General features: G+C 73.1%; 23 protein-coding genes. 6 read left to right on the top strand and 17 right to left on the bottom strand.

Going from position 1 to position 24,265, the window contains the following annotated elements:
• Window positions 1-14 precede the first annotated feature (14 nt).
• The 3 genes from ASD33_RS15085 to ASD33_RS15075 form a co-directional block, all read right to left on the bottom strand.
• Window positions 15-374, bottom strand: a complete 360-nt coding sequence (locus ASD33_RS15085) for a histidine triad nucleotide-binding protein (protein WP_056559078.1) — start codon at window positions 372-374, stop codon at window positions 15-17.
• Window positions 375-450: 76 nt separating this feature from the next.
• Window positions 451-1,545, bottom strand: a complete 1,095-nt coding sequence (locus ASD33_RS15080; RefSeq protein ID WP_056559074.1) for a tetratricopeptide repeat protein — start codon at window positions 1,543-1,545, stop codon at window positions 451-453.
• Window positions 1,542-2,858, bottom strand: a complete 1,317-nt coding sequence (locus ASD33_RS15075; protein ID WP_056559071.1) for an ATP-binding protein — start codon at window positions 2,856-2,858, stop codon at window positions 1,542-1,544. Before ASD33_RS15075 ends, ASD33_RS15080 begins: the two co-directional genes overlap by 4 nt.
• Before the next feature lie 96 nt (window positions 2,859-2,954).
• Between ASD33_RS15075 and ASD33_RS15070 the strand changes: the two genes are divergently transcribed.
• Window positions 2,955-3,317, top strand: coding sequence for a hypothetical protein (locus ASD33_RS15070; protein WP_063991957.1), 363 nt, complete (start codon window positions 2,955-2,957; stop codon window positions 3,315-3,317).
• A 62-nt stretch (window positions 3,318-3,379) separates the two neighbouring features.
• Here ASD33_RS15070 and ASD33_RS15065 read toward each other — a convergent pair whose 3' ends face one another.
• The 4 genes from ASD33_RS15065 to hrcA form a co-directional block, all read right to left on the bottom strand.
• A complete protein-coding gene (locus ASD33_RS15065; RefSeq protein ID WP_056559068.1) occupies window positions 3,380-4,123 on the bottom strand; it encodes a 16S rRNA (uracil(1498)-N(3))-methyltransferase in 744 nt (247 codons plus the stop codon).
• Window positions 4,120-5,202, bottom strand: coding sequence for a nitronate monooxygenase (locus ASD33_RS15060; RefSeq protein ID WP_056559066.1), 1,083 nt, complete (start codon window positions 5,200-5,202; stop codon window positions 4,120-4,122). The genes ASD33_RS15065 and ASD33_RS15060 overlap by 4 nt, the downstream gene beginning before the upstream one ends.
• A 116-nt stretch (window positions 5,203-5,318) precedes the next feature.
• Complete coding sequence (gene dnaJ, locus ASD33_RS15055) at window positions 5,319-6,455, bottom strand: molecular chaperone DnaJ (protein ID WP_056559063.1); 1,137 nt, start codon at window positions 6,453-6,455, stop codon at window positions 5,319-5,321.
• Window positions 6,456-7,475: a heat-inducible transcriptional repressor HrcA gene (hrcA, locus tag ASD33_RS15050; RefSeq protein ID WP_056561405.1), complete on the bottom strand. Its 1,020-nt coding sequence runs from the start codon at window positions 7,473-7,475 to the stop codon at window positions 6,456-6,458. It abuts the gene before it with no gap.
• A gap of 148 nt (window positions 7,476-7,623) precedes the next feature.
• Between hrcA and ASD33_RS15045 the strand changes: the two genes are divergently transcribed.
• The 3 genes from ASD33_RS15045 (at window position 7,624) to ASD33_RS15035 (ending at window position 9,662) form a co-directional block, all read left to right on the top strand.
• The gene (locus tag ASD33_RS15045; protein ID WP_056559061.1) at window positions 7,624-8,352 is read left to right on the top strand and encodes an MBL fold metallo-hydrolase; all 729 of its coding nucleotides are present in this window, start codon (window positions 7,624-7,626) and stop codon (window positions 8,350-8,352) included.
• A 10-nt stretch (window positions 8,353-8,362) separates the two neighbouring features.
• On the top strand, window positions 8,363-9,169 hold the full coding sequence (locus ASD33_RS15040) for a DUF3097 domain-containing protein (protein WP_056559058.1): 807 nt from the start codon (window positions 8,363-8,365) through the stop codon (window positions 9,167-9,169).
• 118 nt (window positions 9,170-9,287) lie between these two features.
• On the top strand, window positions 9,288-9,662 hold the full coding sequence (locus ASD33_RS15035) for a hypothetical protein (protein ID WP_056559055.1): 375 nt from the start codon (window positions 9,288-9,290) through the stop codon (window positions 9,660-9,662).
• A gap of 84 nt (window positions 9,663-9,746) precedes the next feature.
• Here ASD33_RS15035 and hemW read toward each other — a convergent pair whose 3' ends face one another.
• From hemW to lepA, 3 genes are all read right to left on the bottom strand, one after another.
• Complete coding sequence (gene hemW / locus ASD33_RS15030) at window positions 9,747-10,988, bottom strand: radical SAM family heme chaperone HemW (RefSeq protein WP_056559053.1); 1,242 nt, start codon at window positions 10,986-10,988, stop codon at window positions 9,747-9,749.
• A gap of 117 nt (window positions 10,989-11,105) precedes the next feature.
• Entirely contained in the window at window positions 11,106-12,983 is a 1,878-nt protein-coding gene (locus tag ASD33_RS15025; RefSeq protein WP_056559050.1) for a long-chain fatty acid--CoA ligase, read from the bottom strand.
• 198 nt (window positions 12,984-13,181) lie between these two features.
• Complete coding sequence (gene lepA / locus ASD33_RS15020; protein WP_056559047.1) at window positions 13,182-15,047, bottom strand: translation elongation factor 4; 1,866 nt, start codon at window positions 15,045-15,047, stop codon at window positions 13,182-13,184.
• Between the two features lie 183 nt (window positions 15,048-15,230).
• Between lepA and rpsT the strand changes: the two genes are divergently transcribed.
• On the top strand, window positions 15,231-15,497 hold the full coding sequence (gene rpsT / locus ASD33_RS15015) for a 30S ribosomal protein S20 (protein ID WP_056559045.1): 267 nt from the start codon (window positions 15,231-15,233) through the stop codon (window positions 15,495-15,497).
• 523 nt (window positions 15,498-16,020) lie between these two features.
• On the opposite strand, the gene holA is transcribed toward rpsT, so the two are convergent.
• The gene (holA, locus tag ASD33_RS15010) at window positions 16,021-17,013 is read right to left on the bottom strand and encodes a DNA polymerase III subunit delta (RefSeq protein WP_056559041.1); all 993 of its coding nucleotides are present in this window, start codon (window positions 17,011-17,013) and stop codon (window positions 16,021-16,023) included.
• 51 nt (window positions 17,014-17,064) lie between these two features.
• Here holA and ASD33_RS15005 point away from each other — a divergent pair, with 51 nt between their 5' ends.
• Window positions 17,065-17,307: a hypothetical protein gene (locus tag ASD33_RS15005; protein ID WP_056559038.1), complete on the top strand. Its 243-nt coding sequence runs from the start codon at window positions 17,065-17,067 to the stop codon at window positions 17,305-17,307.
• 92 nt (window positions 17,308-17,399) lie between these two features.
• Here ASD33_RS15005 and ASD33_RS15000 read toward each other — a convergent pair whose 3' ends face one another.
• From ASD33_RS15000 to ASD33_RS34165, 6 genes are all read right to left on the bottom strand, one after another.
• Window positions 17,400-18,302, bottom strand: a complete 903-nt coding sequence (locus ASD33_RS15000; protein WP_056559035.1) for a YceI family protein — start codon at window positions 18,300-18,302, stop codon at window positions 17,400-17,402.
• Window positions 18,303-18,481: 179 nt separating this feature from the next.
• Window positions 18,482-18,805: a hypothetical protein gene (locus ASD33_RS36295; protein ID WP_242426986.1), complete on the bottom strand. Its 324-nt coding sequence runs from the start codon at window positions 18,803-18,805 to the stop codon at window positions 18,482-18,484.
• A 29-nt stretch (window positions 18,806-18,834) separates the two neighbouring features.
• The gene (locus ASD33_RS14995; protein WP_242426984.1) at window positions 18,835-19,785 is read right to left on the bottom strand and encodes an MFS transporter; all 951 of its coding nucleotides are present in this window, start codon (window positions 19,783-19,785) and stop codon (window positions 18,835-18,837) included.
• Entirely contained in the window at window positions 19,782-20,411 is a 630-nt protein-coding gene (locus ASD33_RS14990; protein WP_056559032.1) for a helix-turn-helix domain-containing protein, read from the bottom strand. The genes ASD33_RS14995 and ASD33_RS14990 overlap by 4 nt, the downstream gene beginning before the upstream one ends.
• 15 nt (window positions 20,412-20,426) lie before the next feature.
• Entirely contained in the window at window positions 20,427-22,958 is a 2,532-nt protein-coding gene (locus ASD33_RS14985; RefSeq protein ID WP_056561403.1) for a ComEC/Rec2 family competence protein, read from the bottom strand.
• Between the two features lie 89 nt (window positions 22,959-23,047).
• Window positions 23,048-23,875, bottom strand: a complete 828-nt coding sequence (locus ASD33_RS34165; RefSeq protein ID WP_347232285.1) for a ComEA family DNA-binding protein — start codon at window positions 23,873-23,875, stop codon at window positions 23,048-23,050.
• Window positions 23,876-24,265: the final 390 nt, after the last annotated feature.

The raw sequence follows: 24,265 nt of genomic DNA, 5'->3' as shown, positions 1-24,265 counted from the left end.
GGGCGCGTCCCGCTCTAGCCGGGAGGCCAGTTGAGACCGCGGCCGCCCAGCACGTGCGCGTGGGCGTGGAACACGGTCTGGCCCGCTCCGGAACCGGTGTTGAACACGATCCGGAATCCGCTGCCGTCGACGCCGTCCTGCGTCGCGACCTCGCCGGCCTCGCGCAGTATGTCGGCGGCGACGGTCGGCGCGGCGGCGGCCAGGGAGGCCGCGTCCGGGTAGTGGAGGCGCGGGATCACGAGGACGTGGGTGGGCGCCTGCGGGTTGATGTCGCGGAACGCGACGGTCGTCTCGGTCTCCCGCACGATCGTCGCGGGCACGTCACCCGCCACGATCTTGCAGAACAGGCAGTCGCCCTGCGGCTCTCCGGCCATGGCCCGGTCCTCCTCGCCTCCGTCGATCAGTACACGCGCATGCTATCGGCCGCCTCGGACACGACCGCGTCCCCGGTCAGTCCTTGGGCGCGCGCCGGTTCAGCGCCGAGCGGCTCACCCAGTACGTGATGATCACGGCCCAGAACAGCGGCGACCCCAGTCCGCCGGCCACCCCCGTGCCCATCGACCACAGGGCCATGGACACCGCCGAGTAGAGCCCGAGCAGGCCCACGGCGACGGCCATCGCGACGACCGGCCCGCAGGAACGCGCCACCAGGAGCATCGGGCGGCGCAGCCGGGGCGGCACCCGGCGGCCCATCCACAGCACCCAGCCGGTCCAGGCGCCGACGAGCACGACCGCCCCGGTCACGAGGGGCACGACCGCTTCCGCGCCGGTCGCCCCGCCGCGGACGGCGGCGGCGCCGAACGTCGAGGCGACGAAGCCGAGCAGGGCCACCCAGCGGGCCCCGGCGACGGTGTTCCAGGCCATGGCCTCCAGGTTGTAGCGGGCCTTGCGGTCCTGGAGGTCGAGCGCGGCGGAGGCGACGAAGCCCTCGGCGGCCTGGGTCCAGGCCCCGCGCCGGAACCAGCGGCGCCGCAGCCGCAGCAGCGACAGGTTGTTGTGGGCCTCGCTGCTCTGCGGGTTGAGGCGCAGCGTCGTCTCGTACGCCCGCTGCGCGGTGGCGTGGTCGCCCCGGCGCTGGGCGGTGAGCCCCACCAGGAAGTGCGCCGCGTCCTCCTCGGGGCCGAGGTTCACGGCGGTCCGCGCCGCCTCGTACGCCGCGACGGTGCGCGCGGGCGTGTGCGCGTGCTCCCCGAACTGGGCGAGGGCGGTGCCGAGGGCGTAGTGGCTGCCCCAGAACTGCGGGGCGAGTTCGACGGCGTGCCGGGCGGAGGCCTCCGCCTCCGGGAAGCGGCGCAGGCCCAGCAGGATCTGCACCCGCATCAGCCAGCCCATGAGCAGCTCGGGTTCGGCGCGCAGCGCCCGGTCCACGGCGTCCAGGGCGGCGGCGTGGTCCTCGGCCCGGTGGTGGCAGCGGGCGAGCAGGACGAGCGCCTCGGCGTCCTCCGGTTCGGTCGCCAGGTGCTGGGCGACGAGTTCCCCGGCCTGTGCGTACCGCCCGGTGTCGTAGAGGGCCTCGGCGCGCCGGAGCGCGGTCGGGGCGGTCACAGCTTGCGCTTCTTCTTGAGGTGGGCGAGGAGGTCGTCGTAGAGGCCGCCCTCGTTGGCGAACATGGCGACGTTCCGGGCGGCCGCGAACCACGGCTCCGTGGACGGCTTGATCTGCTTGGCCGCGCCGAGCAGGTCCTTGGTGGAGATGAGGCGTACGGAGCCGCTGCGGGCGGAGTCGAGGAGGGCGGCCTCGGCGGCCGTCTCGCAGACGTGCGCGAGGTCGGCGCCGGAGAAGTCCTCGGTGGCCTTGACGAGCTTGCCGAGGTCGACGGCCTCGATGGGGCGCTCGCGCAGGTGGTAGCGGAGGATCGACTCGCGGGCGGCGGCGTCCGGCGGCAGCACGAGCAGGGTGCGGTCGAGGCGGCCGGGGCGGCGCAGGGCGATGTCCACGTCCCAGGGCACGTTGGTGGCGGCGAGCACGAAGACGCCCTCGTTGCCCGCGCCGCTCGCGATGCCGTCCAGTTCGGTGAGGAGCTGGTTGACGACGTTGCGCAGGCCGCTGTGGTGGCTGCGGGAACGCTTGGCGCCGAGGGCGTCCAGCTCGTCGAGGAAGACGACGCAGGGCGCCTGGCGGCGGGCGGTCTCGAAGATGTCGTGGATGTTCTTCTCGGAGGCCCCGATCCACATGTCGAGGACGTCGGAGAGGGAGACGGTGAGGAAGTTCGCGCCGAGTTCGCCGGCGACGGCGCGCGCGATGAAGGTCTTGCCGCAGCCGGGCGGCCCGTAGAGGAGCAGTCCGCCGCGGAGCGACTTGCCGTACAGCTTGCGGAGTTCGGGGTTGCGCATGGGGGCGAGGAAGGCGGCTTCGAGGCGGTCCTTGACCTCCTCCATGCCGCCGACGTCGGCGAGGCGCACGGAGCCGGGCGCGTCGACGTCCCAGGCGGCGGCGTCCCCGGCGGCCCCCTCGCCGTCGGCGGCCTGCGGGTCCTCCAGGAACCGGGGCCCGACGACGTCCTGGACCTGCTGCTCGGCGGCGGCCCAGTCGAAGGCGGGGGGCTGCGCGGGGGGCGTCTCGGGGCGGGCGGGCGACGGTGTCTCCGGCCGTACGGGCTCCTCCGGGGCGGGCGCGGGCGCCGTCACCGGGGCCGCCGTCACCGGCGCGGGCGGCATCCCCATCGCCCGCATCATCAGGGCGCGGGCGTCCGCGTCCCCCGGCGCGTGCTGGAGCGCGACCGCCGCCTCCGCGACGGCCTCGTCGTTCCGCCCCTCCGCGAGGAGGAGTTCACCGAAGTGAAGACGGAGCGGTACGTCGTCGGGCGCGGCGGCGACCGCGGCGCGCAGACTGCGGATCAGGGGGGACTCGTCGGCCATGCGGTCAGCCTAAGGAGGGCGCGGGGGCGCCCGTCCACCGGGGGCTGGCCGGAATTCGTCGGCCCTGCCCGCCGTTGGCTTCCTACACTTCGCCGGATGAGACGTGACCGCGTGCCGCGCAGACTGACGGTGGACGACACGGTGTGGCTGTGGACGCTCGGCCACCGGCACGACCCGGAGTGTCTGACGTACCTCACCCTGAACCGTGCCGAGCACCGTCACCGCCGGCTCCGGCTGGTCTTCCGGGAGGGCCCGGGCCGGATCGTGGCCGGCTATCCGTTCGGTGCGGGCGACATCGCCTCGGCCGACGGCGGCATCCTCAACCTGAACGAGCCGGGTGTCGTACGCCGCTTCCTCGACGAGGCCACCGCCCGCGGCCTCCACCCGGAGGCGCACGGCGTCCACGACGAGGACGGCTGGCCCCTCTACGACAGCCTGACGGCGACGGAGCAGGCTTAAGGTCTCGGCCGGAAAGCGGTGCCGCCCGCCCGGGCCGGGCGGGACCACTTCCCGGACACGAGCTAGCTCCAGCGCCCGGTACGGCCCAGGACGAGCGCCGTCGCCGCCGTGCCGGCCGTCGACGTGCGGAGCACGCTGCGGCCCAGCCGGTACGGCTTCGCCCCGGCCGCCTCGAACACGGCCAGCTCCTCCGGGGAGACGCCCCCCTCGGGGCCGACGATCAGCACGACCGAGCCCTTCGCGGGGAGTTCGGCGGTGGCGAGCGCCCCGCTCGGGTGGTCGCGGTCCTCGTGCAGGACGGCCGCGAAATCGGCCCCGGCGAGGAACGCCGCGACCTGCTTGGTGGTCATCTGCTCGGCGACCTCGGGGAACCGGGAGCGGCGCGACTGCTTGCCGGCCTCGCGCGCGGTGGACCGCCACTTGGCGAGCGCCTTGAGGCCCCGGTCGCCCTTCCACTGGGTGATGCAGCGGGAGGCGGCCCACGGCACGATCGCGTCCACCCCGGTCTCCGTCATGGTCTCGACGGCGAGTTCGCCCCGGTCGCCCTTGGGCAGCGCCTGGACGACGGTGATCCGGGGCTCCTCCTCGGGGTCCTCGTGGACCTCGTCGACCCGCACGGTCAGCTGGTCCTTGCCCTCGGCGGCCAGCACCACGCACGCCGCCCAGCGGCCCCGGCCGTCGGCGAGGACCAGTTCCTCGCCCTCCCGCAGCCGTTTCACGGAGACGGCGTGCCGTCCCTCGGGGCCGTCCAGGAGGAAGCTCCCGGCGCCGGGAACGGCATCGACGACGAAGACGGGTGCGGTCATGAGGCGCTCCTGTGGGCCTGGCCGGAGAGGGCGGTGTCGAGTTCGGCGGCCAGCACCTCGACCAGCCGCCCGGCGGGGAGTTCGCGGGCGAGCCGGTGGCCCTGGCCGGCCCACAGGGCCATGCCCTGGGCGTCGCCGGCCGTGGCGGCGGCCTTGCGGATCGGGGCGGTGAGGTGGTGGATCTCGGGGTAGGCGGCGGGGGCGTACGGCCCGTGCTCGCGCAGGAACCGGTTGACCAGGCCGCGCGCCGGGCGCCCGGTGAAGGCCCGGGTGAACGCGGTCCTGGTGAACAGCGGGTCGGTCAGGGCCCGCTTGTGGAGCGGGTGGGCGCCGGACTCGGGGCAGCAGAGGAACGCCGTGCCGAGCTGCGCGGCGTCGGCCCCGGCCGCGAGGACGGCGGCGATCTGCGCGCCCCGCATGATCCCGCCGGTCGCGACGATCGGCAGGGCGACACTCTCGCGGACCTGGGTGAGGAGGGTGAGCAGCCCGGTGCCGGGGGTGTCGTCGTCGGACGGTTCGTCGCGGAAGGTGCCCTGGTGTCCGCCGGCCTCGGCGCCCTGCACGCAGACGGCGTCGGCCCCGGCGAGCTGTGCGGCGAGGGCCTCCTCGGCGGAGGTGACGGTGACGATCGTGTACGTGCCGGCGCGGGCGAAGGCGGCGAGGGCTTCGGGCGCGGGGCAGCCGAAGGTGAAGGAGACGACGGGGACCGGGTCCTCCAGGAGGATGGCCAGTTTGCCGTCGTAGCCGTCGTCGCGGCTGTCGTCGGTCTCGCCGAGCGGGGTGTCGTACCAGGTGGCCTCGCCGGCGAGCTGGTGGCGGTAGACCTCGACGGCGGCCGGGTCGGCGGGCCGCCCGGACTGCGGCAGGAAGAGGTTCACGCCGAAGGGCCGTGAGGTGAGCGCGCGCACCTGCTTGATCTCCTGGTACATGCCTCCGGCGGTCTTGTACCCGCCGGCCAGGAAGCCGAGCGCCCCGGCCTCGCAGACGGCTCCGACGAGCTCGGGGCTGGAGCCGCCACCCGCCATGGGGGCCTGCACGATCGGAAACCGAGAGAGATCGTTCAGTGCGCTGGTGGACATATGGGCATCGTGTCATGACCCCGCTTCGGGGGCCGAATCCGTATGCCGCTCGTCCGTCAGGTACGGGAAAGGGGCGGCCCGTACGATCACGGCACCGCCCCTCCGTCCGTACGGGCCTACCGCCCGTTGAACGCGTCCTTCAGCCGCGAGAACAGCCCCTGCTGCCCGGGCTGGAACTGGCCGGTGGGCCGTTCCTCGCCGCGCAGCTTGGCCAGTTCGCGCAGGAGGCGCTCCTGCTCCGCGTCCAGCTTGCCCGGCGTCTGGACCTCGACGTGCACGATCAGGTCGCCCCGGCCGTTGCCCCGCAGATGGGTGACGCCCCGGCCGTGCAGCGGGATCGACTGGCCGGACTGCGTGCCCGGGCGGACGTCGATCTCCTCGAGGCCGTCGAGGGTCTGCAGCTGCACCTTGGTGCCGAGCGCCGCCGCCGTCATCGGGAGGGTGACCGTGCAGTGCAGGTCGTCCCCGCGCCGCTGGAAGGTCTCGTGCGGCGTCTCGTGGATCTCGACGTACAGGTCGCCGGCGGGGCCGCCGCCGGGGCCGACCTCGCCCTCGCCCGCGAGCTGGATCCGGGTGCCGTTGTCGACACCGGCCGGGATCTTGACGGTGAGGGTGCGGCGGGAGCGGACCCGGCCGTCGCCCGCGCACTCGGGGCACGGGGTCGGGACGACGGTGCCGAAGCCCTGGCACTGCGGGCAGGGCCGCGAGGTCATGACCTGGCCGAGGAAGGACCGGGTGACCTGGGAGACCTCGCCGCGGCCGCGGCACATGTCACAGGTCTGCGCGGAGGTGCCGGGTGCGGCGCCCTCGCCCGAGCAGGTCGTACAGACGACCGCCGTGTCGACCTGGATGTCCTTGGTCGTGCCGAAGGCCGCCTCGTTGAGGTCGATCTCCAGGCGGATCATGGCGTCCTGGCCGCGGCGGGTCCGCGAGCGCGGTCCGCGCTGCGAGGCCGTGCCGAAGAAGGCGTCCATGATGTCGGAGAAGTTGCCGAAGCCACCGGCCCCGAAGCCGCCCGCGCCGCCTCCGCCGGAGGCCGAGAGGGGGTCGCCGCCCAGGTCGTAGACCTGCTTCTTCTGCGGGTCCGAGAGGACCTCGTAGGCGGCGTTGATCTCCTTGAAGCGTTCCTGCGTCTTCGGATCGGGATTGACGTCCGGGTGCAGCTCGCGGGCGAGCCTCCGGAACGCCTTCTTGATCTCGTCCTGGGAAGCGTCGCGGCGCACGCCGAGTACGGCGTAGTAGTCCGTGGCCACTTACGACTCCGCCAGGATCTGTCCGACGTAACGTGCCACTGCGCGTACCGCTCCCATCGTTCCGGGGTAGTCCATGCGGGTCGGTCCGACCACGCCGAGTTTGGCGACTGCCTCGCCGCCCGAACCGTAGCCGACCGAGACGACGGACGTGGAGCTCAGCCCCTCGTGGGCGTTCTCGTGCCCGATGCGTACGGTCATGCCCGATTCCTTGGCCTCGCCGAGCAGCTTGAGGAGCACGACCTGCTCCTCCAGAGCTTCCAGGACGGGCCTGATCATCAGGGGAAAGTCGGGGCCGAAGCGAGTGAGGTTGGAGGTGCCGCCGATCATCAGCCGCTCCTCGTGCTCCTCCACCAGGGTTTCGAGGAGGGTCGCGAGCACGGTCGAGACCGTGGCGCGGTCCTCGGGCTCCTCGAAGGATTCGGGGAGGTCCTGCACCAGCTGCGGCACGTCGGCGAACCGGCGGCCGACGACCCGGCTGTTGAGCCGGGCCCGCAGGTCGGCGAGCGAGGTCTCGCCGAAGGGCGCGGGGCAGTCGACGACCCGCTGCTCGACGCGGCCGGTGTCCGTGATGAGCACGAGCATCAGGCGGGCCGGGGCCAGCGAGAGCAGCTCCACGTGCCGGACGGTCGAACGCGTCAGCGAGGGGTACTGGACCACGGCGACCTGACGGGTCAGCTGCGCGAGCAGCCGGACCGTGCGCCCGACGACGTCGTCGAGGTCGACGGCTCCGTCGAGGAAGTTGTGGATGGCCCGCCGCTCGGGCGTCGACAGCGGCTTGACGCCGGCGAGCCGGTCGACGAAGAGCCGGTAGCCCTTGTCGGTCGGGATCCGGCCGGCGCTGGTGTGGGGCTGGGCGATGAACCCCTCCTCCTCCAGCACCGCCATGTCGTTGCGCACGGTGGCGGGTGACACGCCGAGCTTGTGGCGCTCGGTGAGCGCCTTGGAGCCGACGGGCTCCTCCGTCCCGACGTAGTCCTGGACGATGGCGCGCAGGACCTCGAGTCTGCGTTCGCTGAGCATCGTGCGCACCTCCAGCTGTCGTCGTCGTTCCGGTTGCTCCGCTTTTGGCACTCGCCCTGTCCGAGTGCCAGCGATCCCCCGGTCAGTGTACGGCGGCGGGCGTCGCTCCTGGCAAGGTGGCGACGCCCCCACCGGTTAGCGTCGCCCCATGGACGTGGATTGGGAAGCGTACGGATGGGAGCGGCTCGCGGACGGGGTGGGCCGGCGACGGCTGCCCGGCTGGGACGCCACGGTCGGACTGGTGCTGGGCGAGCGGGCGGTGCTGCTGTACGACACGGGCTCCTCGCTCGCGGAGGGCGCCGAGCTGCGGACGCAGATCGCGGGGCTCACGGGCGGCCGGAGAGTGACACACATCGCACTGAGCCACCCCCATTTCGACCATGTCCTCGGCACGGCGGCCTTCGCCGGCGCGGAGGTCTTCGGCGCGGTCGGCTCGGACGAGCTGATGGGCCGGGTGCGGGACCGGGAGGCGCTGGGCGAGGACGCGGTACGGCAGGGGGTCGACGCGGCGGCGGCCGCGGAGGCGGTGGACGCCCTGGTGGCCCCGCGGCACACGGTCTCCGGGGAGTGGACGCTCGACCTGGGCGGCCGGCAGGTCCTCCTGGCGAACCTGAGCCCCGGCCACACCGGCCACGACCTGGTGCTCCTGGTGCCCGGCGAGCGGGAGGTGGTCTTCTGCGGCGACCTGGTGGAGGAGTCGGGCGAACCGCAGGCGGGCCCGGACGCGGTCCCGTCCCGCTGGCCGGACGCGCTGGACCGGCTGCTGCGGCTCGGCGGCGAGGACGCGGTGTACGTGCCGGGGCACGGGGCGGTGGTGGACGCCACGTTCGTACGGACCCAGCGCGGTGAACTGGCAACGCGCTTCGCGGTGTCGTAGCGTCCACCGAATGCGCAGCTACGACCCGGACCTGACGCCCTCGTGGAAGAAGCCGAAGCCCGTCCCGGAGATCCCGGCCGACCGCGATCTGGTCGTCGAGGAGGTCTCCACGGGCTTCTGCGGGGCGGTGATCCGCTGCGAGGCGGGCACGGTGACCCTGGAGGACCGCTTCGGCAGGCACCGGGTGTTCCCGCTGGACCCGCGCGGCTTCCTCCTGGAGGGCCGGGTGGTGACCCTGGTCCGCCCGTCCTCGTCGTCGCCGGTGCGCCCCACCCGTACGGCCTCCGGCTCGGTGGCCGTCCCGGCGGCGCGGGCGCGGGTGGCGCGGGCGGGCCGGATCTACGTCGAGGGCCGCCACGACGCGGAGCTGGTCGAGCGGGTCTGGGGCGACGACCTGCGCGTCGAGGGCGTGGTCGTGGAGTACCTGGAGGGCGTCGACGACCTGCCGTCGATCGTCGCGGAGTTCGCCCCCGCACCGGACGCCCGGCTGGGCGTCCTCGTCGACCACCTCGTCCCGGGCTCGAAGGAGTCGCGGATCGCCGCGCGGGTGGCCTCCCCGGACGTGCTCGTCGTCGGCCACCCGTACATCGACGTCTGGGAGGCCGTGAAGCCCTCCTCGATCGGCATCCCGGCCTGGCCTGCGGTCCCGCGCGGCCAGGACTGGAAGACGGGCGTGTGCCGGGCCCTGGGCTGGCCCTCGGACAACACCGGCGCGGTCTGGCAGGCGATCCTCAAGCGCGTGGAGTCCTACAAGGACCTGGAGCCGGAGCTGCTGGGCCGGGTGGAGGAACTGATCGACTTCGTGACGGCGCCGTAGGGCGTCGTCCCGGGACGGTACGGCCGGTGTCCCGGGACACCGGGGCCGTGCCGGGACGCACGGGGCCGTGCCAGCGTGGCGGAACGATCACTCGCACCACCCACGCCTTGGAGGAACCGTGTTCTCCCGCCCCGTGTTCAAGAGAGCGGCCCTGCTGACCTCGTCCGCCGCCGTCGCCCTGGTGGGTCTCGCGGGCACCGCGACCGCCGCCACCTCCGCCCCGTACCTCGCGTACGGGAGCCAGGGGGACGGTGTGAGGTGCGTACAGGCGGCCGTGAACTGGTCCCATGTCGCGCCGACGCGGCTGGAGGAGGACGGCATCTGGGGCGATCGGACGCAGTCCGGCGTGGTGACCTTCCAGACCGCGAAGCTGGGCGGCGCCCAGGCGGACGGCGTCGTCGGCCCCGACACCGGCGACAAGATGCTGGCGGTCCTGGGCCAGAACCCGGCGATGTACGAGTTCTGCTACGACGTGCTGCCCTCGCACTACTGACCCGCCTGCCGCGCCCCGCCCTGCTTCTGTTCCGCGGCGGGGCGGGCCCGGGCCGGGAGCCCGGCATGATCCGAAAGGCAGGCCCTAGTCCACGAGGTCGCGCACCACGGCGTCGGCGAGCAGCCGGCCCCGCAGGGTGAGGACCGCGCGCCCGGCCGCGTAGGGCCCGGGGTCGAGGAGCCCGTCGGTGAGCGCCTTGCGGGAGGCCGCGAGGCCCGCGGGCTTGAGCAGCGAAAGCTCCACGCCCTCCTTGAGCCGCAGTTCGAGCAGCACGCGCTCGACCCGCCTGTCCTCCTCGGAGAGCAGCTCCCGGCCCGCGCCGGGCGACTTCCCGCCGGCCAGCGCGGCCGCGTACGCCCCCGGATGCTTCACGTTCCACCAGCGCACGCCGCCCACGTGGCTGTGGGCGCCCGGTCCGGCGCCCCACCAGTCGGCGCCGCGCCAGTACAGCTCGTTGTGGAGGCAGCGGCCGGCCTCGGAGGTGGCCCAGTTGGACACCTCGTACCACTCGAAGCCGGCTCCGGAGAGGACGTCCTCGGCGATCAGGTACCGGTCGGCGTGGACGTCGTCGTCGGTCATCGGCACCTCGCCGCGCCGGATGCGGCGGGCCAGCTGCGTCCCCTCCTCGACGATCAGCGCGTAGGCGCTGACGTGGTCGGGCCCGGCGCCGATGGCGGCGTCGAGGGAGGCCCGCCAGTCGTCGTCGGACTCGCCGGGGGTGCCGTAGATGAGGTCGAGGTTGACGTGCCCGAACCCGGCGGCCCGCGCCTCCGCGACGCACGCCTCGGGACGCCCGGGGGTGTGCGTCCGGTCGAGGACCTTGAGCACGTGCTGCCGGGCGCTCTGCATGCCGAAGGAGATCCGGTTGAAGCCGCCCTCCCGCAGCTCCGCCAGATAGGCCGGGTTCACGGACTCGGGGTTGGCCTCGGTGGTCACCTCGGCGTCGTCCGCGAGCCCGAACTCGTCCCGGATCGCTCCCAGCATCCGTACGAGGTCACCGGCGGCGAGCAGGGTGGGCGTACCGCCGCCGACGAACACCGTCCGCACGGGCCTGGGGTCGTCGCCGAGCACCTTCCGGGCGAGCCGGATCTCCTCGGCGACCTGCTCGGCGTAGTTGTCCCGGGAGGCGAGCACCCCGCCGGTGCCGCGCAGCTCGCTCGCGGTGTAGGTGTTGAAGTCGCAGTAGCCGCAGCGGGTCGCGCAGTAGGGCACGTGCAGATAGAACCCGAGCGGCCGCTCCCCCGCCCCTTCGAGGGCGTGCGGGGGCAGCGCCCCGTCGTCGGGAACGGACTCACCATCGGGCAGTACGGAAGGCATGAGCCCCATTGTCCCGTACTGCCCGGGGTGGACGTCCGGCCCTGTGGACAACCTGTCCACAGGGCCGGGCGCACGGGCCGGGGGGGTGCGGGGGTCAGCGCGCCGGAGACACCGCGGTCACGGCGGTCAGGACTCCCGCGACCCCGCGTACATCTCGTCGATGAGCCCCTTGTACTCCCGCTCCACCACCGGGCGCTTCAGCTTCAGCGAGGGCGTGAGTTCGCCGTGCTCGATGTCGAGGTCGCGCGGCAGCAGACGGAACTTCTTGATCGTCTGCCAGCGCTGGAGGCCCTCGTTGAGGCGGTCGACGTAGTCCTGGACCATCTTCACGGTCTGCGGCGCGGCGACGACCTCGGCGTACGACCTGCCGGCGAGGTCGTGCTCGGCGGCCCAGCCCAGCAGGGTGGGCTCGTCGAGGGCGATGAGCGCGGTGCAGAAGTTCCGGTCGGCGCCGTGGACGAGGATGTTCGAGACGAACGGGCAGACCGCCTTGAACTGGCCCTCGACCTCGGCCGGCGCGATGTACTTGCCGCCGGAGGTCTTGATCAGGTCCTTCTTGCGGTCGGTGATCCGCAGGTAGCCGTCGGGGGACAGCTCGCCGATGTCACCGGTGTGGAACCAGCCGTCGGACTCCAGGACCTCGGTCGTCTTCTCGGGCAGGCCGTGGTAGCCCTCCATGACGCCGGGGCCGCGCAGCAGCACCTCGCCGTCGTCCGCGATCCGGACCTCGGTGCCGGGGAGCGGCTTGCCGACGGTGCCGGTGCGGTAGGCCTCGCCCGGGTTGACGAAGGAGGCGGCGGAGGTCTCGGTGAGGCCGTAGCCCTCCAGGATGTGGATGCCGGCGCCGGCGAAGAAGTAGCCGATCTCGGGGGCGAGCGCGGCGGAGCCGGAGATGCAGGCGCGGAGGTTCCCGCCGAAGGCCTCACGGATCTTGGCGTAGACGAGGGCGTCGGCGACCTTGTGCTTGGCGGTGAGGCCGAAGGGCGCGGAGGCGGTGCCGGTGCGGCGGAAGTTGTCCTGAGTGGCCTTGGCGTACGCGCGGGCGACCTCGGCGGCCCACTGGAAGATCTTGTACTTGGCGCCGCCTCCGGCGCGGGCCTTGGCCGCGACGCCGTTGTAGACCTTCTCGAAGATGCGGGGCACGGCGGCCATGTAGGTCGGCTGGACCACCGGCAGGTTCTCGATGATCTTGTCGACACGGCCGTCGACGGCGGTGACGTGCCCGACCTCGATCTGGCCGGAGGTGAGGACCTTGCCGAAGACGTGCGCGAGCGGCAGCCACAGGTACTGCACGTCGGCCTGGGTGACGAGGCCGGTGGCGGCGATGGCCTTGGCCATGTACGACCAGTTGTCGTGCGGGAGGCGGACGCCCTTGGGGCGGCCGGTGGTGCCCGAGGTGTAGATGAGGGTCGCGAGCTGCGTGGAGGTGATCGCCGCGACCCGCTCCTTCACGGCCTCGGGGTGCTTCTCCAGGTGGGCCTTGCCGCGCGCCTCCAGCTCGGCGAGGGAGATGACCCACTCGCCGTCGGTCTCCACGCCGGTGGCGTCGACGACGACCACGTGGCGGAGGTTCGGCAGGTCGGCGCGCCGCTCGACGGCCTTCGCGAGCTGGGCCGCGTCCTCGGCGATCAGGACCTTCGACTCGGAGTCGGAGAGGATGAACGCCGACTCCTCGGCGTTGGTCTGCGGGTAGACCGTGGTGGTCGCGGCGCCCGCGCACATCACACCGAGGTCGGCGAGGATCCACTCGACGCGGGTGGAGGAGGCGAGGGCGACCCGCTCCTCGGACTCCACGCCGAGGTCGACGAGCCCGGCGGCGATGGCGTAGACCCGCTCGGCGGCCTGCCCCCAGCTGAGCGACTTCCAGTCGTCCGGGCCCGCGCCGGAGGCGGCGGGCGTCGGGTAGCGGTAGGCCTCGGCATCCGGGGTCCGCTCGACGCGCTCAAGGAAGAGGGTCGCCACGGAGGGCGGCCGGTTCTCGATCTGGGTCTGTGTGTCGCTCACGACGTCCTCCGGGCGGCGGCGGTGCCTTCTGGTGGTTCGTAACTAACTGGCGAGTAACCTTCGAGCCGGGATCAGAGTAAAGGGCCGGGGACCGGCGCGTAAGGGCCTGCAGGGTCCCGCTTGATAACGAACGGGCCCACGCGCGCGTGACGCGTGGGCCCGATGTGTGCACGGGGCAGCCGGTGCGGCCGCCTGCGGCTACTTCTTCTTGCCGGTGGACTCGTCGCTCGACAGGACGGCGATGAAGGCCTCCTGCGGCACCTCCACGGAGCCGACCATCTTCATGCGCTTCTTGCCTTCCTTCTGCTTCTCCAGCAGCTTCCGCTTACGGGAGATGTCACCGCCGTAGCACTTGGCGAGGACGTCCTTCCGGATGGCGCGGATGGTCTCGCGGGCGATGACCCGGGAGCCGATGGCGGCCTGGATCGGCACCTCGAAGGCCTGCCGCGGGATGAGCTCGCGCAGCTTGGCGACGAGACGCACACCGTAGGCGTAGGCGGCGTCCTTGTGGGTGACGGCGGAGAAGGCGTCGACCTTGTCGCCGTGCAGCAGGATGTCGACCTTGACCAGGCTGGAGGCCTGCTCGCCGGTGGGCTCGTAGTCGAGCGAGGCGTAGCCGCGCGTCTTGGACTTCAGCTGGTCGAAGAAGTCGAAGACGATCTCGGCGAGGGGCAGCGTGTAGCGGATCTCGACGCGGTCCTCGGAGAGGTAGTCCATGCCGATGAGCGTGCCGCGACGGGTCTGGCACAGCTCCATGATCGCGCCGATGAACTCGCTGGGGGCCAGGATCGTGGCGCGTACGACGGGCTCGTACACGTCGTCGATCTTGCCCTCGGGGAACTCGCTCGGGTTGGTGACCGTGTGCTCGCTGCCGTCCTCCATGACCACGCGGTAGACCACGTTCGGCGCGGTGGCGATGAGGTCGAGACCGAACTCGCGCTCCAGCCGCTCGCGGATCACGTCGAGGTGGAGCAGGCCGAGGAAGCCGACGCGGAAGCCGAAGCCGAGCGCGGCGGAGGTCTCCGGCTCGTAGACGAGCGCGGCGTCGTTGAGCTGGAGCTTGTCGAGGGCCTCGCGGAGGTCCGGGTACTCCGAGCCGTCCAGCGGGTAGAGGCCCGAGAACACCATCGGCTTCGGGTCCTTGTAGCCGCCGAGGGCCTCGGTGGCGCCCTTGTTCAGGGTGGTGATCGTGTCACCGACCTTGGACTGGCGGACGTCCTTCACACCGGTGATGAGGTAGCCCACCTCACCGACGCCGAGACCGTCGGACGGGGTCATCTCGGGGGACGAGACACCGATCTCGAGCAGCTCGTGGGTGGCGCCGGTCGACATCATCCTGATGCGCTCGCGCTTGTTGAGCTGGCCGTCGATCACACGGACGTAGGTCACGACGCCGCGGTAGGAGTCGTAGACCGAGTCGAAGATCATCGCGCGGGCGGGCGCGTCGGCGACGCCGACCGGGGCCGGCACGTCGCGGACGACCCGGTCGAGCAGGGCCTCGACGCCCATGCCGGTCTTCGCGGAGACCTTGAGGACGTCCTCCGGCTGGCAGCCGATGAGGTTGGCCAGCTCCTCGGAGAACTTCTCCGGCTGGGCGGCCGGCAGGTCGATCTTGTTCAGGACCGGGACGATGGTGAGGTCGTTCTCCATCGCCAGGTAGAGGTTGGCGAGCGTCTGCGCCTCGATGCCCTGCGCCGCGTCCACCAGCAGGATCGTGCCCTCACAGGCCGCGAGCGAACGCGAGACCTCGTACGTGAAGTCGACGTGTCCGGGGGTGTCGATCATGTTCAGGATGTGCGTGTCGCCCTGAGCCGGCCCCTCGGTCGGCGCCCAGGGCAGCCGCACCGCCTGGGACTTGATCGTGATGCCGCGCTCCCGCTCGATGTCCATGCGGTCGAGGTACTGGGCACGCATCTGCCGCTGGTCGACGACACCGGTCAGCTGGAGCATCCGGTCGGCGAGCGTGGACTTGCCGTGGTCGATGTGCGCGATGATGCAGAAGTTGCGGATCAGAGCCGGGTCGGTACGGCTCGGCTCGGGCACGTGGGTAGGAGTCGCGGGCACGCAGGGTCTCGTCTCGGGGCGATGTCGGATCGATACGTAGGCTCCATGGTCCCATGCCCGTCGCCCCGCGCCCGGTTTGGGCGGGCACGAGGGTCGCTGATACTGTGGACAGCTGTGTCTCGTATGCCCTCTCAGCTGCGAGGCGCATCCAGAAGGAACATCGAACCTGTAAAGGCTCTTTTCGTGGCGAACATCAAGTCCCAGATCAAGCGGAACAAGACGAACGAGAAGGCGCGCCTGCGCAACAAGGCCGTCAAGTCCTCGCTCAAGACCGCGATCCGCAAGGCCCGCGAGGCCGTCGCCGCGGGTGACGTCGAGAAGGCCGTCGTGGCTTCTCGCGCCGCCTCCCGCGCGCTCGACAAGGCTGTCTCGAAGGGCGTCATCCACAAGAACGCCGCCGCCAACAAGAAGTCGGCGCTGGCCACCAAGGCTGCCGCTCTCCAGGGCTGAGCTCTGATGTGATCGGCCGTACGGGACCCAGCGGGCCCTCTCTCCCGCTCCCGCCCGGCCACCCAGGACTCGCACGCGGACGCGTTCGCCACGCGGGTGCGAGCCCACCCTGAACACGCCGAAAGCCCCGAGCCTCCTTCCCCAGGAGCCACGGGGCTTTCGCCGTTTCCGGGGGTCGGGGATGTGCACGAACCACTGGTGAGAGTGGCTGGCGCGCTCGCCGGGGCGGGGGCCGGAACCCGACGACGCAGGGCTGCCGCGCACGCCGGAGGCCGTGCGGAACGAAGCTGCCGCACACGCCGGAGGCAGGGGGCGCCACGGTGCGTAGCTACCCCGGGGCAACGCCCTGGGGCGCGAAGCTGCCGCGCTCGTCGGGGGGCCGGGGGCGCAGCCCCCCGGGAACCAGGCTCACCCTCCACCAGCCCCGGCAGGGTTTCGGGAAGGGGTGGGGTGGGGGAATCCTCCGGCGCCGGCCACGTACCCACCCGCACCCGCACCCGCACGGGGCAGAACACCCCGCCCCCTACTCCCCGCGCCTCATCCTCGCCGCCCGCGCCACCGCGACCACCGCCTTCTCCAGGGCGTACTCCGGGTCGTCCCCGCCGCCCTTCACCCCCGCGTCCGCCTCCGCGATCGCCCGCAGCGCGAGCGACACCCCGTCCGGGGTCCAGCCCCGCATCTGCTGCCGTACGCGGTCGATCTTCCAGGGCGGCATCCCCAGCTCCCTGGCGAGGTCGGCCGGCCGGCCGCCCCTCGCCGAGGACAGCTTGCCGATCGCCCGTACGCCCTGCGCGAGCGCGCTCGTGATGAGCACCGGCGCGACCCCGGTCGACAGCGACCAGCGCAGCGCCTCCAGCGCCTCCGCCGCCCGTCCCTCGACGGCACGGTCCGCGACGTTGAAGGACGACGCCTCGGCCCGCCCCGTGTAGTACCGCCCGACGACGGCCTCGTCGATCGTCCCGTCGACATCGGCCGTGAGCTGCGCCGCCGCGGACGCGAGCTCCCGCAGGTCGCTGCCGATCGAGTCCACGAGCGCCTGGCAGGCCTCCGGCGTGGCCGACCTCCCCAGCGCCCGGAACTCCTGCCGTACGAACGTCAGCCGCTCCGCCGGCTTGGTGGTCTTCGGACAGGCCACCTCCCGCGCCCCCGCCTTCCGCGCGGCGTCGAGCAGCCCCTTGCCCTTGGCTCCGCCCGCGTGGAGCAGGACGAGCGAGATGTCCTCGATCGGGTCGTCGAGGTACGCCTTGACGTCCTTGACCGTGTCCGCGGCGAGATCCTGCGCGTTCCGCACGACCAGGACCTTCCGCTCGGCGAAGAGCGAGGGGCTGGTGAGCTCGGCGAGCGTCCCGGGCTGGAGCTGGTCGGACGTGAGGTCGCGCACGTCCGTGTCGGCGTCGGCGGCACGGGCGGCCGCCACCACCTCCTGGACGACACGGTCGAGGAGCAGGTCCTCCTGCCCCACGGCGAGCGTCACGGGACCGAGGAGGTCTTCGGGGGAAGTCTTTCTGGTGGCCATCGCGATCCAGCATCCCACGGGCCACTGACACCCATGCCCGAGAATGGCGGGGTGAGCGAACGACACGTACTGGTACTCCCCGACCGCGACGCCGCCGAGGAGGTCGCCGGCGAACTCCCCGACCGCTTCGGCGTGGCGGAGGAACCTCAGCTCGTACGGGACTCCCTGGCCGGGGAGGACGACGCGGAGGACGCCCAGTGGCTGGTGGTGGTCGAGGACCCGCACGGCCGACTGGACCCGGCGGCGCTCGACGAGCTGGCCGCCGAGTACGAGGGCTGGCTGGAAGCCCCGTAAGGGACGGGCGGGAACATGCCGGGGGCGCACACCGGCGACGGCCCGGAGGACCGACGGGCGGCGACGGACCGCGACGGGCGCCCCCTCGCCCCTCAGCCCCGCCCCTCAGCCCCCGCCGTCTTCGGAACGATCTGCACGTCGAGCTCGATGCTGATGCTCGACCCCACCGCCGCGATCCCCCGCGCGAGCAGCGTCTGCCAGGTGAGCGTGAAGTCCTCCCGGTGCAGCTCGGTGCTGGCCCGGCAGGCACCGCGGGTCTCCCCCTCCAGCCCGCTCCCGAGGCCCAGGTACTGGGTGTCGAGCGTCACCGTGCGGCTGACACCGTGCAGGGTGAGCGCGCCGGTGACGGCCCACCGGTTGCCGCCCTTGTGCGTGAAGCGCTCGCTGAAGAACTCCAGCGTCGGGTAGGCGCCGACGTCGAGGAAGTCGCCGGAGCGCAGGTGGTCGTCGCGCATCTGCACCCCGGTGTCGATGGACGCGGCGTCGATGACGACGTGCATCGCCGACTGCTCCATCCGCTCGCCGATCCGCACCGCGCCCGCGAAGCTGTTGAACCGGCCGTGGATCCGGGCGAGACCGATGTGGCGCGCCGTGAACCCGATCTGCGAGTGCACCGGGTCGATCTCCCAGTCACCGGCCTCGGGGAGCGGAGGCTGCGGGGCGATCTGGAGCAGGACGTCACCGAGACCGGTGTGGCCGCCCTCGGCGACGACGGCCGTGCCGTGGTGCGGCGTGTAGCCCTCCGCGGTGATCGCAAGCCGGTACTCACCTGCGGGTACCGTCGCGAGTGCGGTGCCGTACGGGTCGGTCTCCCCGGCGAGCACCTTGCGTCCCGCGGCGTCGCTGACGACGAACTCGGCCTGCCGGACCGGTTCGTGCACCGGGTCGAGGACCCGGCAGCTCAGCATTCCCGCCGAGGCGGGGACGGCGAGACCGGCGAGCGGACCGCCGCGCACGGCTCCCGCCGCACGCTTCCCGAAGAGACGATCGAACATTCTTCACGCACCCCCGTGCGACTCGTTCATAGTGCAACGAAGTTGCATTCGATCACCGCCAGCACGTTCTAGGCAAACCGGGCAAGCGTCAGCAAGTGTTACCGACGGTTCGAATCGGAAATTCCACTTAGCCCGGTCACCGGGCCCACCCCCTCGCGGGAGAACCCACCGCCCCACCCCTACGGGACCGGTGCCGACTCCTCCTCCCGCTTCGGCAGTTCCCGCATCCACGGCAGCGGCGAGGGCAGCAGCCACAGCACGGCGAAGACGGCCCCGCCCGTGGCGATCCACAGGGTCGGCCGCAGCCCGATCGCGGTGCCGAGCAGCCCTCCGACGAGTGCGCCGAGCGGACGGAACCCGTGGTTGAGCGTCCGGAAGGCGCCCATGACCCTGGCCCGTACGGCGTCGGGTATCAGCGCCATGAGGAACGACCCCACCGCCACGTCCACGATCATCACGCCGACGCAGGAGAGGAACTCCGCCAGGAACAGCACGGACACCACCAGCGGCTTCGGGCCGCCGGCCAGGGGTATCAGGAGCAGCGGCAGCGTGAACCCGAGGAAGCCGACGACGAGCGAGCCACCGATACCGATCCTCCGGACGACCGCCCCGCTCCACACCGCACCGCACCGAGGAGACCGCCCACGGCGCCGGTCGCGAGCACCAGGCCGAGCAGCCCCGCCCCGAGGCCGAGTTCGGTGGTCGCGTAGAGCACGAACAGCGTGTGGAACATGAAGTTGAAGAACTGCACCGTGCCGGAGGCGGAGAACAGCGCGCGCATCGAACGCTCCCGGAGCACCCAGCGCATCCCCTCGGTGAAGTGCCCCTTGGCGACGGGCGCCGGCGGGGGCTCGGCCGGAGCGATCCGGGCCAGGTACCCGGCCGACACCAGGTACGTGAGGGCGTCCGCGACCAGGGCGAAGGGAGCGGTGAGGAACTGCACCAGGAGGCCACCGATCCCCGGCCCCGCGAGCCAGGCCGTCGAACGGCTGCCGTTGACCAGCGAGTTCGCCTGTACATAGTGCTCGGTGGGCACCAGCGCCACGAAGAGCGTGGCGTTGCAGACCTCGAAGAGCACGGTGAGCGCGCCGACCCCGAAGGCCACCACGTAGAGCTGGGTGAGCGTCAGGGCGTCGAGGGCGTAGGCCACGGGAAGGGACAGCACCAGAGCCGCCCGCCCGAGGTCGGTCGCGATCATGGCCCTCCTGCGACCGGCCTGCCGGTCGGCCCAGGCCCCGAAGGGCAGGTTGAACAGGAGGGCGGGCAGCAGCTCGGCGGCCTTGAGCCAGCCCATCGCGGCGGCGTCGGCTCCGAGGACCAGCACGGCGGCGAGCGGGATCGCCATCAGCGATATCTGGTCCCCGGCGAGCGAGATGGTCTGCCCGGTCCAGTACCGCCGGAAGGTCCGCCGGCGCAGCAGCAGCGGCACCCGGTCCGCGAGACCCCTGCGCTTCGCCTCTCCCACCTCTCTCACGCCTCTCATTCCCCTCGCTCCTCTTCACTTCCGGGGGCGTCCTGGTCCAGGTACGCGATCTGCAGAACGGTGACGGGCCGCGAACCCTCCGGCCGGAGGGACGGATCGGCGCTACGCGTCTCGTAGGGCCGGAACAGCTCGTCGATGCGCTCCCCGATCCCGGCCAGCTCCTCCGGGGTGAGGTGGAGCACGCGGTCACCGAACTGTTCGGCCTCCCGCCACTCCCTGGGCAACCGGTGCCGGCGCTCCATGGCCCGGGTGACCCGCTCGAAGTAGCGCTCGACGACCGCCGCCCCCAGCGCGTCGGCCGCTTCCGCCACCGCCGCGTCCTCGCTGTACTCCGGCCACTCCGTGTACCGGGCCGTCGCCCGCCAGGGCTTCTCCCGCCCCTTGCCCCCCGGCGCCTCCTCCACCAGCCCGTACTTGGCGAGTATCCGCAGGTGGTAGGAGCAACTGGCGACGGACTCCCCGGTCAGCTCGGCCGCCCGGGTGGCGGTGAACGGCCCGTTGGTGCGGAGCAGCCCCACCAGGGACATCCGCAGGGGATGGGCGTACGCGCGGAGTGCGCGCGGGTCGGTGAGTCGAATGCTGCGGGGCTGCTCGGCCTCGGGCCGCGGATCGCTGTTCTCCGGCATGATGAAAAGATATCTTTAGAAAGACTCCTTTACAAGGACGCCCCTCGGGACCGCCACGAGGCCCGGCCCCGCCCCCACCACAGCGACCGCCCCGTCCCGGTCGGTCCGCAGCACCCGCGCCCCACCGCTCCGCAACATCTCCAGAGTCCGGGGCGAAGGATGGCCGTACGGGTTGTCCCGCCCGGAGGAGACCAACGCGAGCCTCGGCCGGACGGCCCGTATCAGCCCCGGATCCTGGTGCGCGGAGCCATGATGGGCGACCTTGAGCACGTCCACCGGCGCGAGGTCCGGATGAGCCCGCAGCAACGCCCGCTGCGCCGGTGGCTCCAGATCACCGAGCAGCAGCAGGGACAGCCCTCCGGCCGCCCGGACGAGCAGGGTCACACTGGCGTCGTTCGGCCCGGCGGCGGATTCCCCGGCCCCCACTCCCGCCCCCGCAGCCGGCCAGAGCACCCGCCATTCCAGTGCCCCGGTCCGCCGCCGCTCCCCCGGCCCCGCACGGATCAGCGGTACCCGGGCGGCCGCCGCCGTCCGCCGGACGAACGCCGCCTGGCCCGGCGGCTCTTCCAGCCCCGTCGTCTGGATCGCCCCCACCGCCCGCCCGCGCAACACCCCGGGCAGCCCGGCCACATGGTCCGCGTGGAAATGAGTGAGCAGCAACAACGGCACCCTCCGCACCCCGAGTTCGCGCAGACACCGGTCCACCGCCACCGGATCCGGCCCCGCGTCCACCACGACAGCCGCGTCCCCGCCCGCCGCGAACACCGTCGCGTCCCCCTGCCCCACCTGGCACATCGCGTACACCCAGCCCGGTGGCGGCCACCCGGTGGCCCACCGGGTCAGCGGCACCGGCCGCACCACCACCAGGAGGAGCACCGCGACGACCAGCGCACCGATCGGCCGCCGGTACGGCAGCCTGCGCGCCCCGAGCACCACCAGGGCCGTGAGCAGCGCCAGGGCCAGACCGCCCCACCACCCGCCGGGCCAGCTCAGTTCCGCCCCCGGCAGGGCGGCGCCCGTACGGGCCACCCACGCGATCCAGCCGGCGGGCCACCCCGCCACCCAAGCGACCCACTCCGCCGCAGGCGTCCACACCGCCGCCAGGGCGAGCGTGGCGAACCCGAGCACCGTCGCGGGCGCCACCGCGAGCTCGGCGAACAGGTTCGCCGGAATCGCGACCAGACTCACCCGGGCGGCGAAGACCACCACGACCGGGGCGCAGACCGCCTGCGCCGCCAGGGAGGCCGCGAGGACCTCCGCCGGCCCGCCGGGCACCCCACGCCGCCGCAGCGCCTCGCTCCACCGCGGGGCGACCGTGAGCAGGGCACCGGTGGCCAGCACCGAGAGAAGGAACCCGTAACTCCGGGCCAACCAGGGGTCGTAGAGCACCAGCGCCAGGACGGCGGCGGCCAGCGCCGGAATCAGAGATCTCCGCCGGCCGGTCCCGATCGCGAGCAGCACAACGAACCCGCAGGCCGCCGCCCGCAGCACACTCGGATCGGGCCGACAGACGACCACGAACGCGAGCGTCAGCGCTCCCCCCGCCAGTGCGGTGCCCCGCAGCGAAAGCCCCAGCCGGGGCGCGAGCCCGCCCCGCTCCACCAGGTGCGCCCGCCCGGGCCGCCCGACGAGCAGAAGCAACACGATCGAGAGGTTGCTCCCTGAAACGGCAAGCAAATGGGTGAGATCCGTCGCCTGAAAGGCGTCCCGCAGCTCGGGCTCGATCCTGGACGTGTCGCCCACGACCAGGCCGGGCAGCAGGGCCCGCGCATCCGGTTCGAGCCCCTCGGTCGCCCGCCGCAGCCCCGCGCGCAGCTCCCCCGCCGTCCGTTGCAGCGCGCTCGGCGGCCCGATGATCCGGGGCCCTCCGGCCCCGTCGACCTTGAGCACCGCCGCGAACGGATCGCCGGGCCGCATCGGCGGCGCGAGCCTGCCACCGACCCTCAGACGGGTCGACGGCAGAAGCCGCAACCACTCCTTCTGCCCCTCCCCCGGCGGCACGATCAGCAGGACCGGGGCCCTGGTCCGGTGGGCCGTGCCGTCGGACCGCTCGGCCCGGGTGACCACCCCGTCCAGGACGACGGAGACCGGGACCGTCGCACTGCCCCGCACCCGGGGGCGGGTGACCCTCGGATCGGAGGCCACCGTCACCTCCAGCCACACCCGCGCCGACTCCCCGGCCAGCACCGGTACAGGACCGCGCCGCAGATCCGCCGCGTGCAGCCCCGCCGAGGTGGCTCCCGCGGCGGCGCACAACAGGGCTCCGGCACACGCGGTCGCCCGCAAGAGCCACCCCGGCGAGCCCGACCGCCGACGTACTCCCCCGGCCACCACAGCTCGGGCGCCCCCGGCCGCCGCTCCGGACTCTCCCTCCGGAGCGTCCCGGCGGGTCTCCCCGCCACCGAGCCTCCGGGCCACCCCCGGCACCAGCAGACCGGCGGCCACCACCAGGCAGACCGCGACCCCCAGGAACGTCCACCACCCGGTGGCACCCAGCGCGCAGGCCGCCGCCGCCCACGCCGCCACCGCGAGCGGCACCAGCCGCAGATCCGCGGGCCCCTCCTCCCACCCGGCCGCCCGGCGCTCCGCCCCGGGCTCGCCGCTCTCCCGCTCGCCGGCCGTGCTCTCCCGGCCCTTCACGGCCGGACCAGGGGTTCGAGGTCGGCGAACCTGCGCTCACCGATTCCGTTGACCTCCCGCAGCTCCCCGACCGACCGGAAGCCGCCGTGCTCCGTCCGGTGCTCGACGATGTGCCGGGCGAGGACGGGACCGACCCCGGGGAGGGTGTCGAGCTGCTCCGCCGTGGCGGTGTTCAGGCTCAACGGCACACCCGGCCCGCCTCCACCCGCACTCCCTGTACCAGGACCGGAACCGCCCGCCGTCACCCCCGGCAGCCCGACGAGCACCTGCTCCCCGTCGAACAGGACCCGGGCCCGGTTGACCCCGGTGAGATCGGCGCCCGGCTCCGTCCCGCCCGCGGCGCGCAGGGCATCCGCCACCCGGGAGCCCGCGGGCAGCGTCAGCACTCCCGGCCTGCGCACCTTCCCACCCACATCGACGATCACTTTTGCCCCGCCCGACGCCCCGCCCGACGCGGCGCCCGGCCCACGTCGCGGCTCCGCCCCCGTCCCCGTCCCCACTCCCGCTCCCGCTACTGCCCCGGCCCGCGGCGCGGGCGCCGCCGCGACGGGCGCGGCCCGCACGACCTCGGGAGCCCGCACCGGCTCCGGCCGCCCCGTCCAGAAGTAGCCGCCCGCGAGCCCCGCGGCGACGACCAGGACCACCACCAGCGCGGCCAGCGACCTGGGTTCGAGTCCACACCTCGTCTGCACCCACACCGGCGTCCGCTCACGCAGAGCCTCCGCCAGCCGCCCCCGGGCCCCGGGCGGCGACCCGCGCTCCAGGGCCTCGGGCGCCTCCGGCACCCCCCGCGCCACCGGACCGCCGACCACCCCCACGGACACCGTCGCCGAAGGCACACCCGCCGCAGGCACCGACGGCCCAGGCACCGCTGCGGGCACCCCCGTCACAGGCACTCCCGCCGCCCCCGGAAACAGCTCCTCGCCCCGTCGCCGTACCCCTGCCCCCGCAGCCGTGGTCGCCCTCCCCACCCGGGCCCGACTCGCGGCCCGTCCAGGAGGCGCGCCGCGCGCTCCGGGGCGGCTCCGTCCGTCGGAACCCGCCGCCCTGCCGGGTCCGCTCGTCGGGGCGCCCCTCGTGCCCAGGGTGCGCGGGGTGGTCGATGCCGTACGTGTACGAAGAGTCATGCGGATGACGCTAGGTAGCGCAACAGCCCCGTGCGGGACCCGACCGGATTCCGTGGACAGCGGCCCGGCTGTGGAGAACTCCGTCAC

The sequence above is a fragment of the Streptomyces sp. Root1304 genome (assembly GCF_001426405.1).
In the GTDB taxonomy this organism is placed as follows: Bacteria; Actinomycetota; Actinomycetes; order Streptomycetales; family Streptomycetaceae; genus Streptomyces.
The sequence above is the reverse complement of the archived record's forward strand: the minus strand, read 5'-3'. Positions and strand labels throughout refer to the sequence as shown.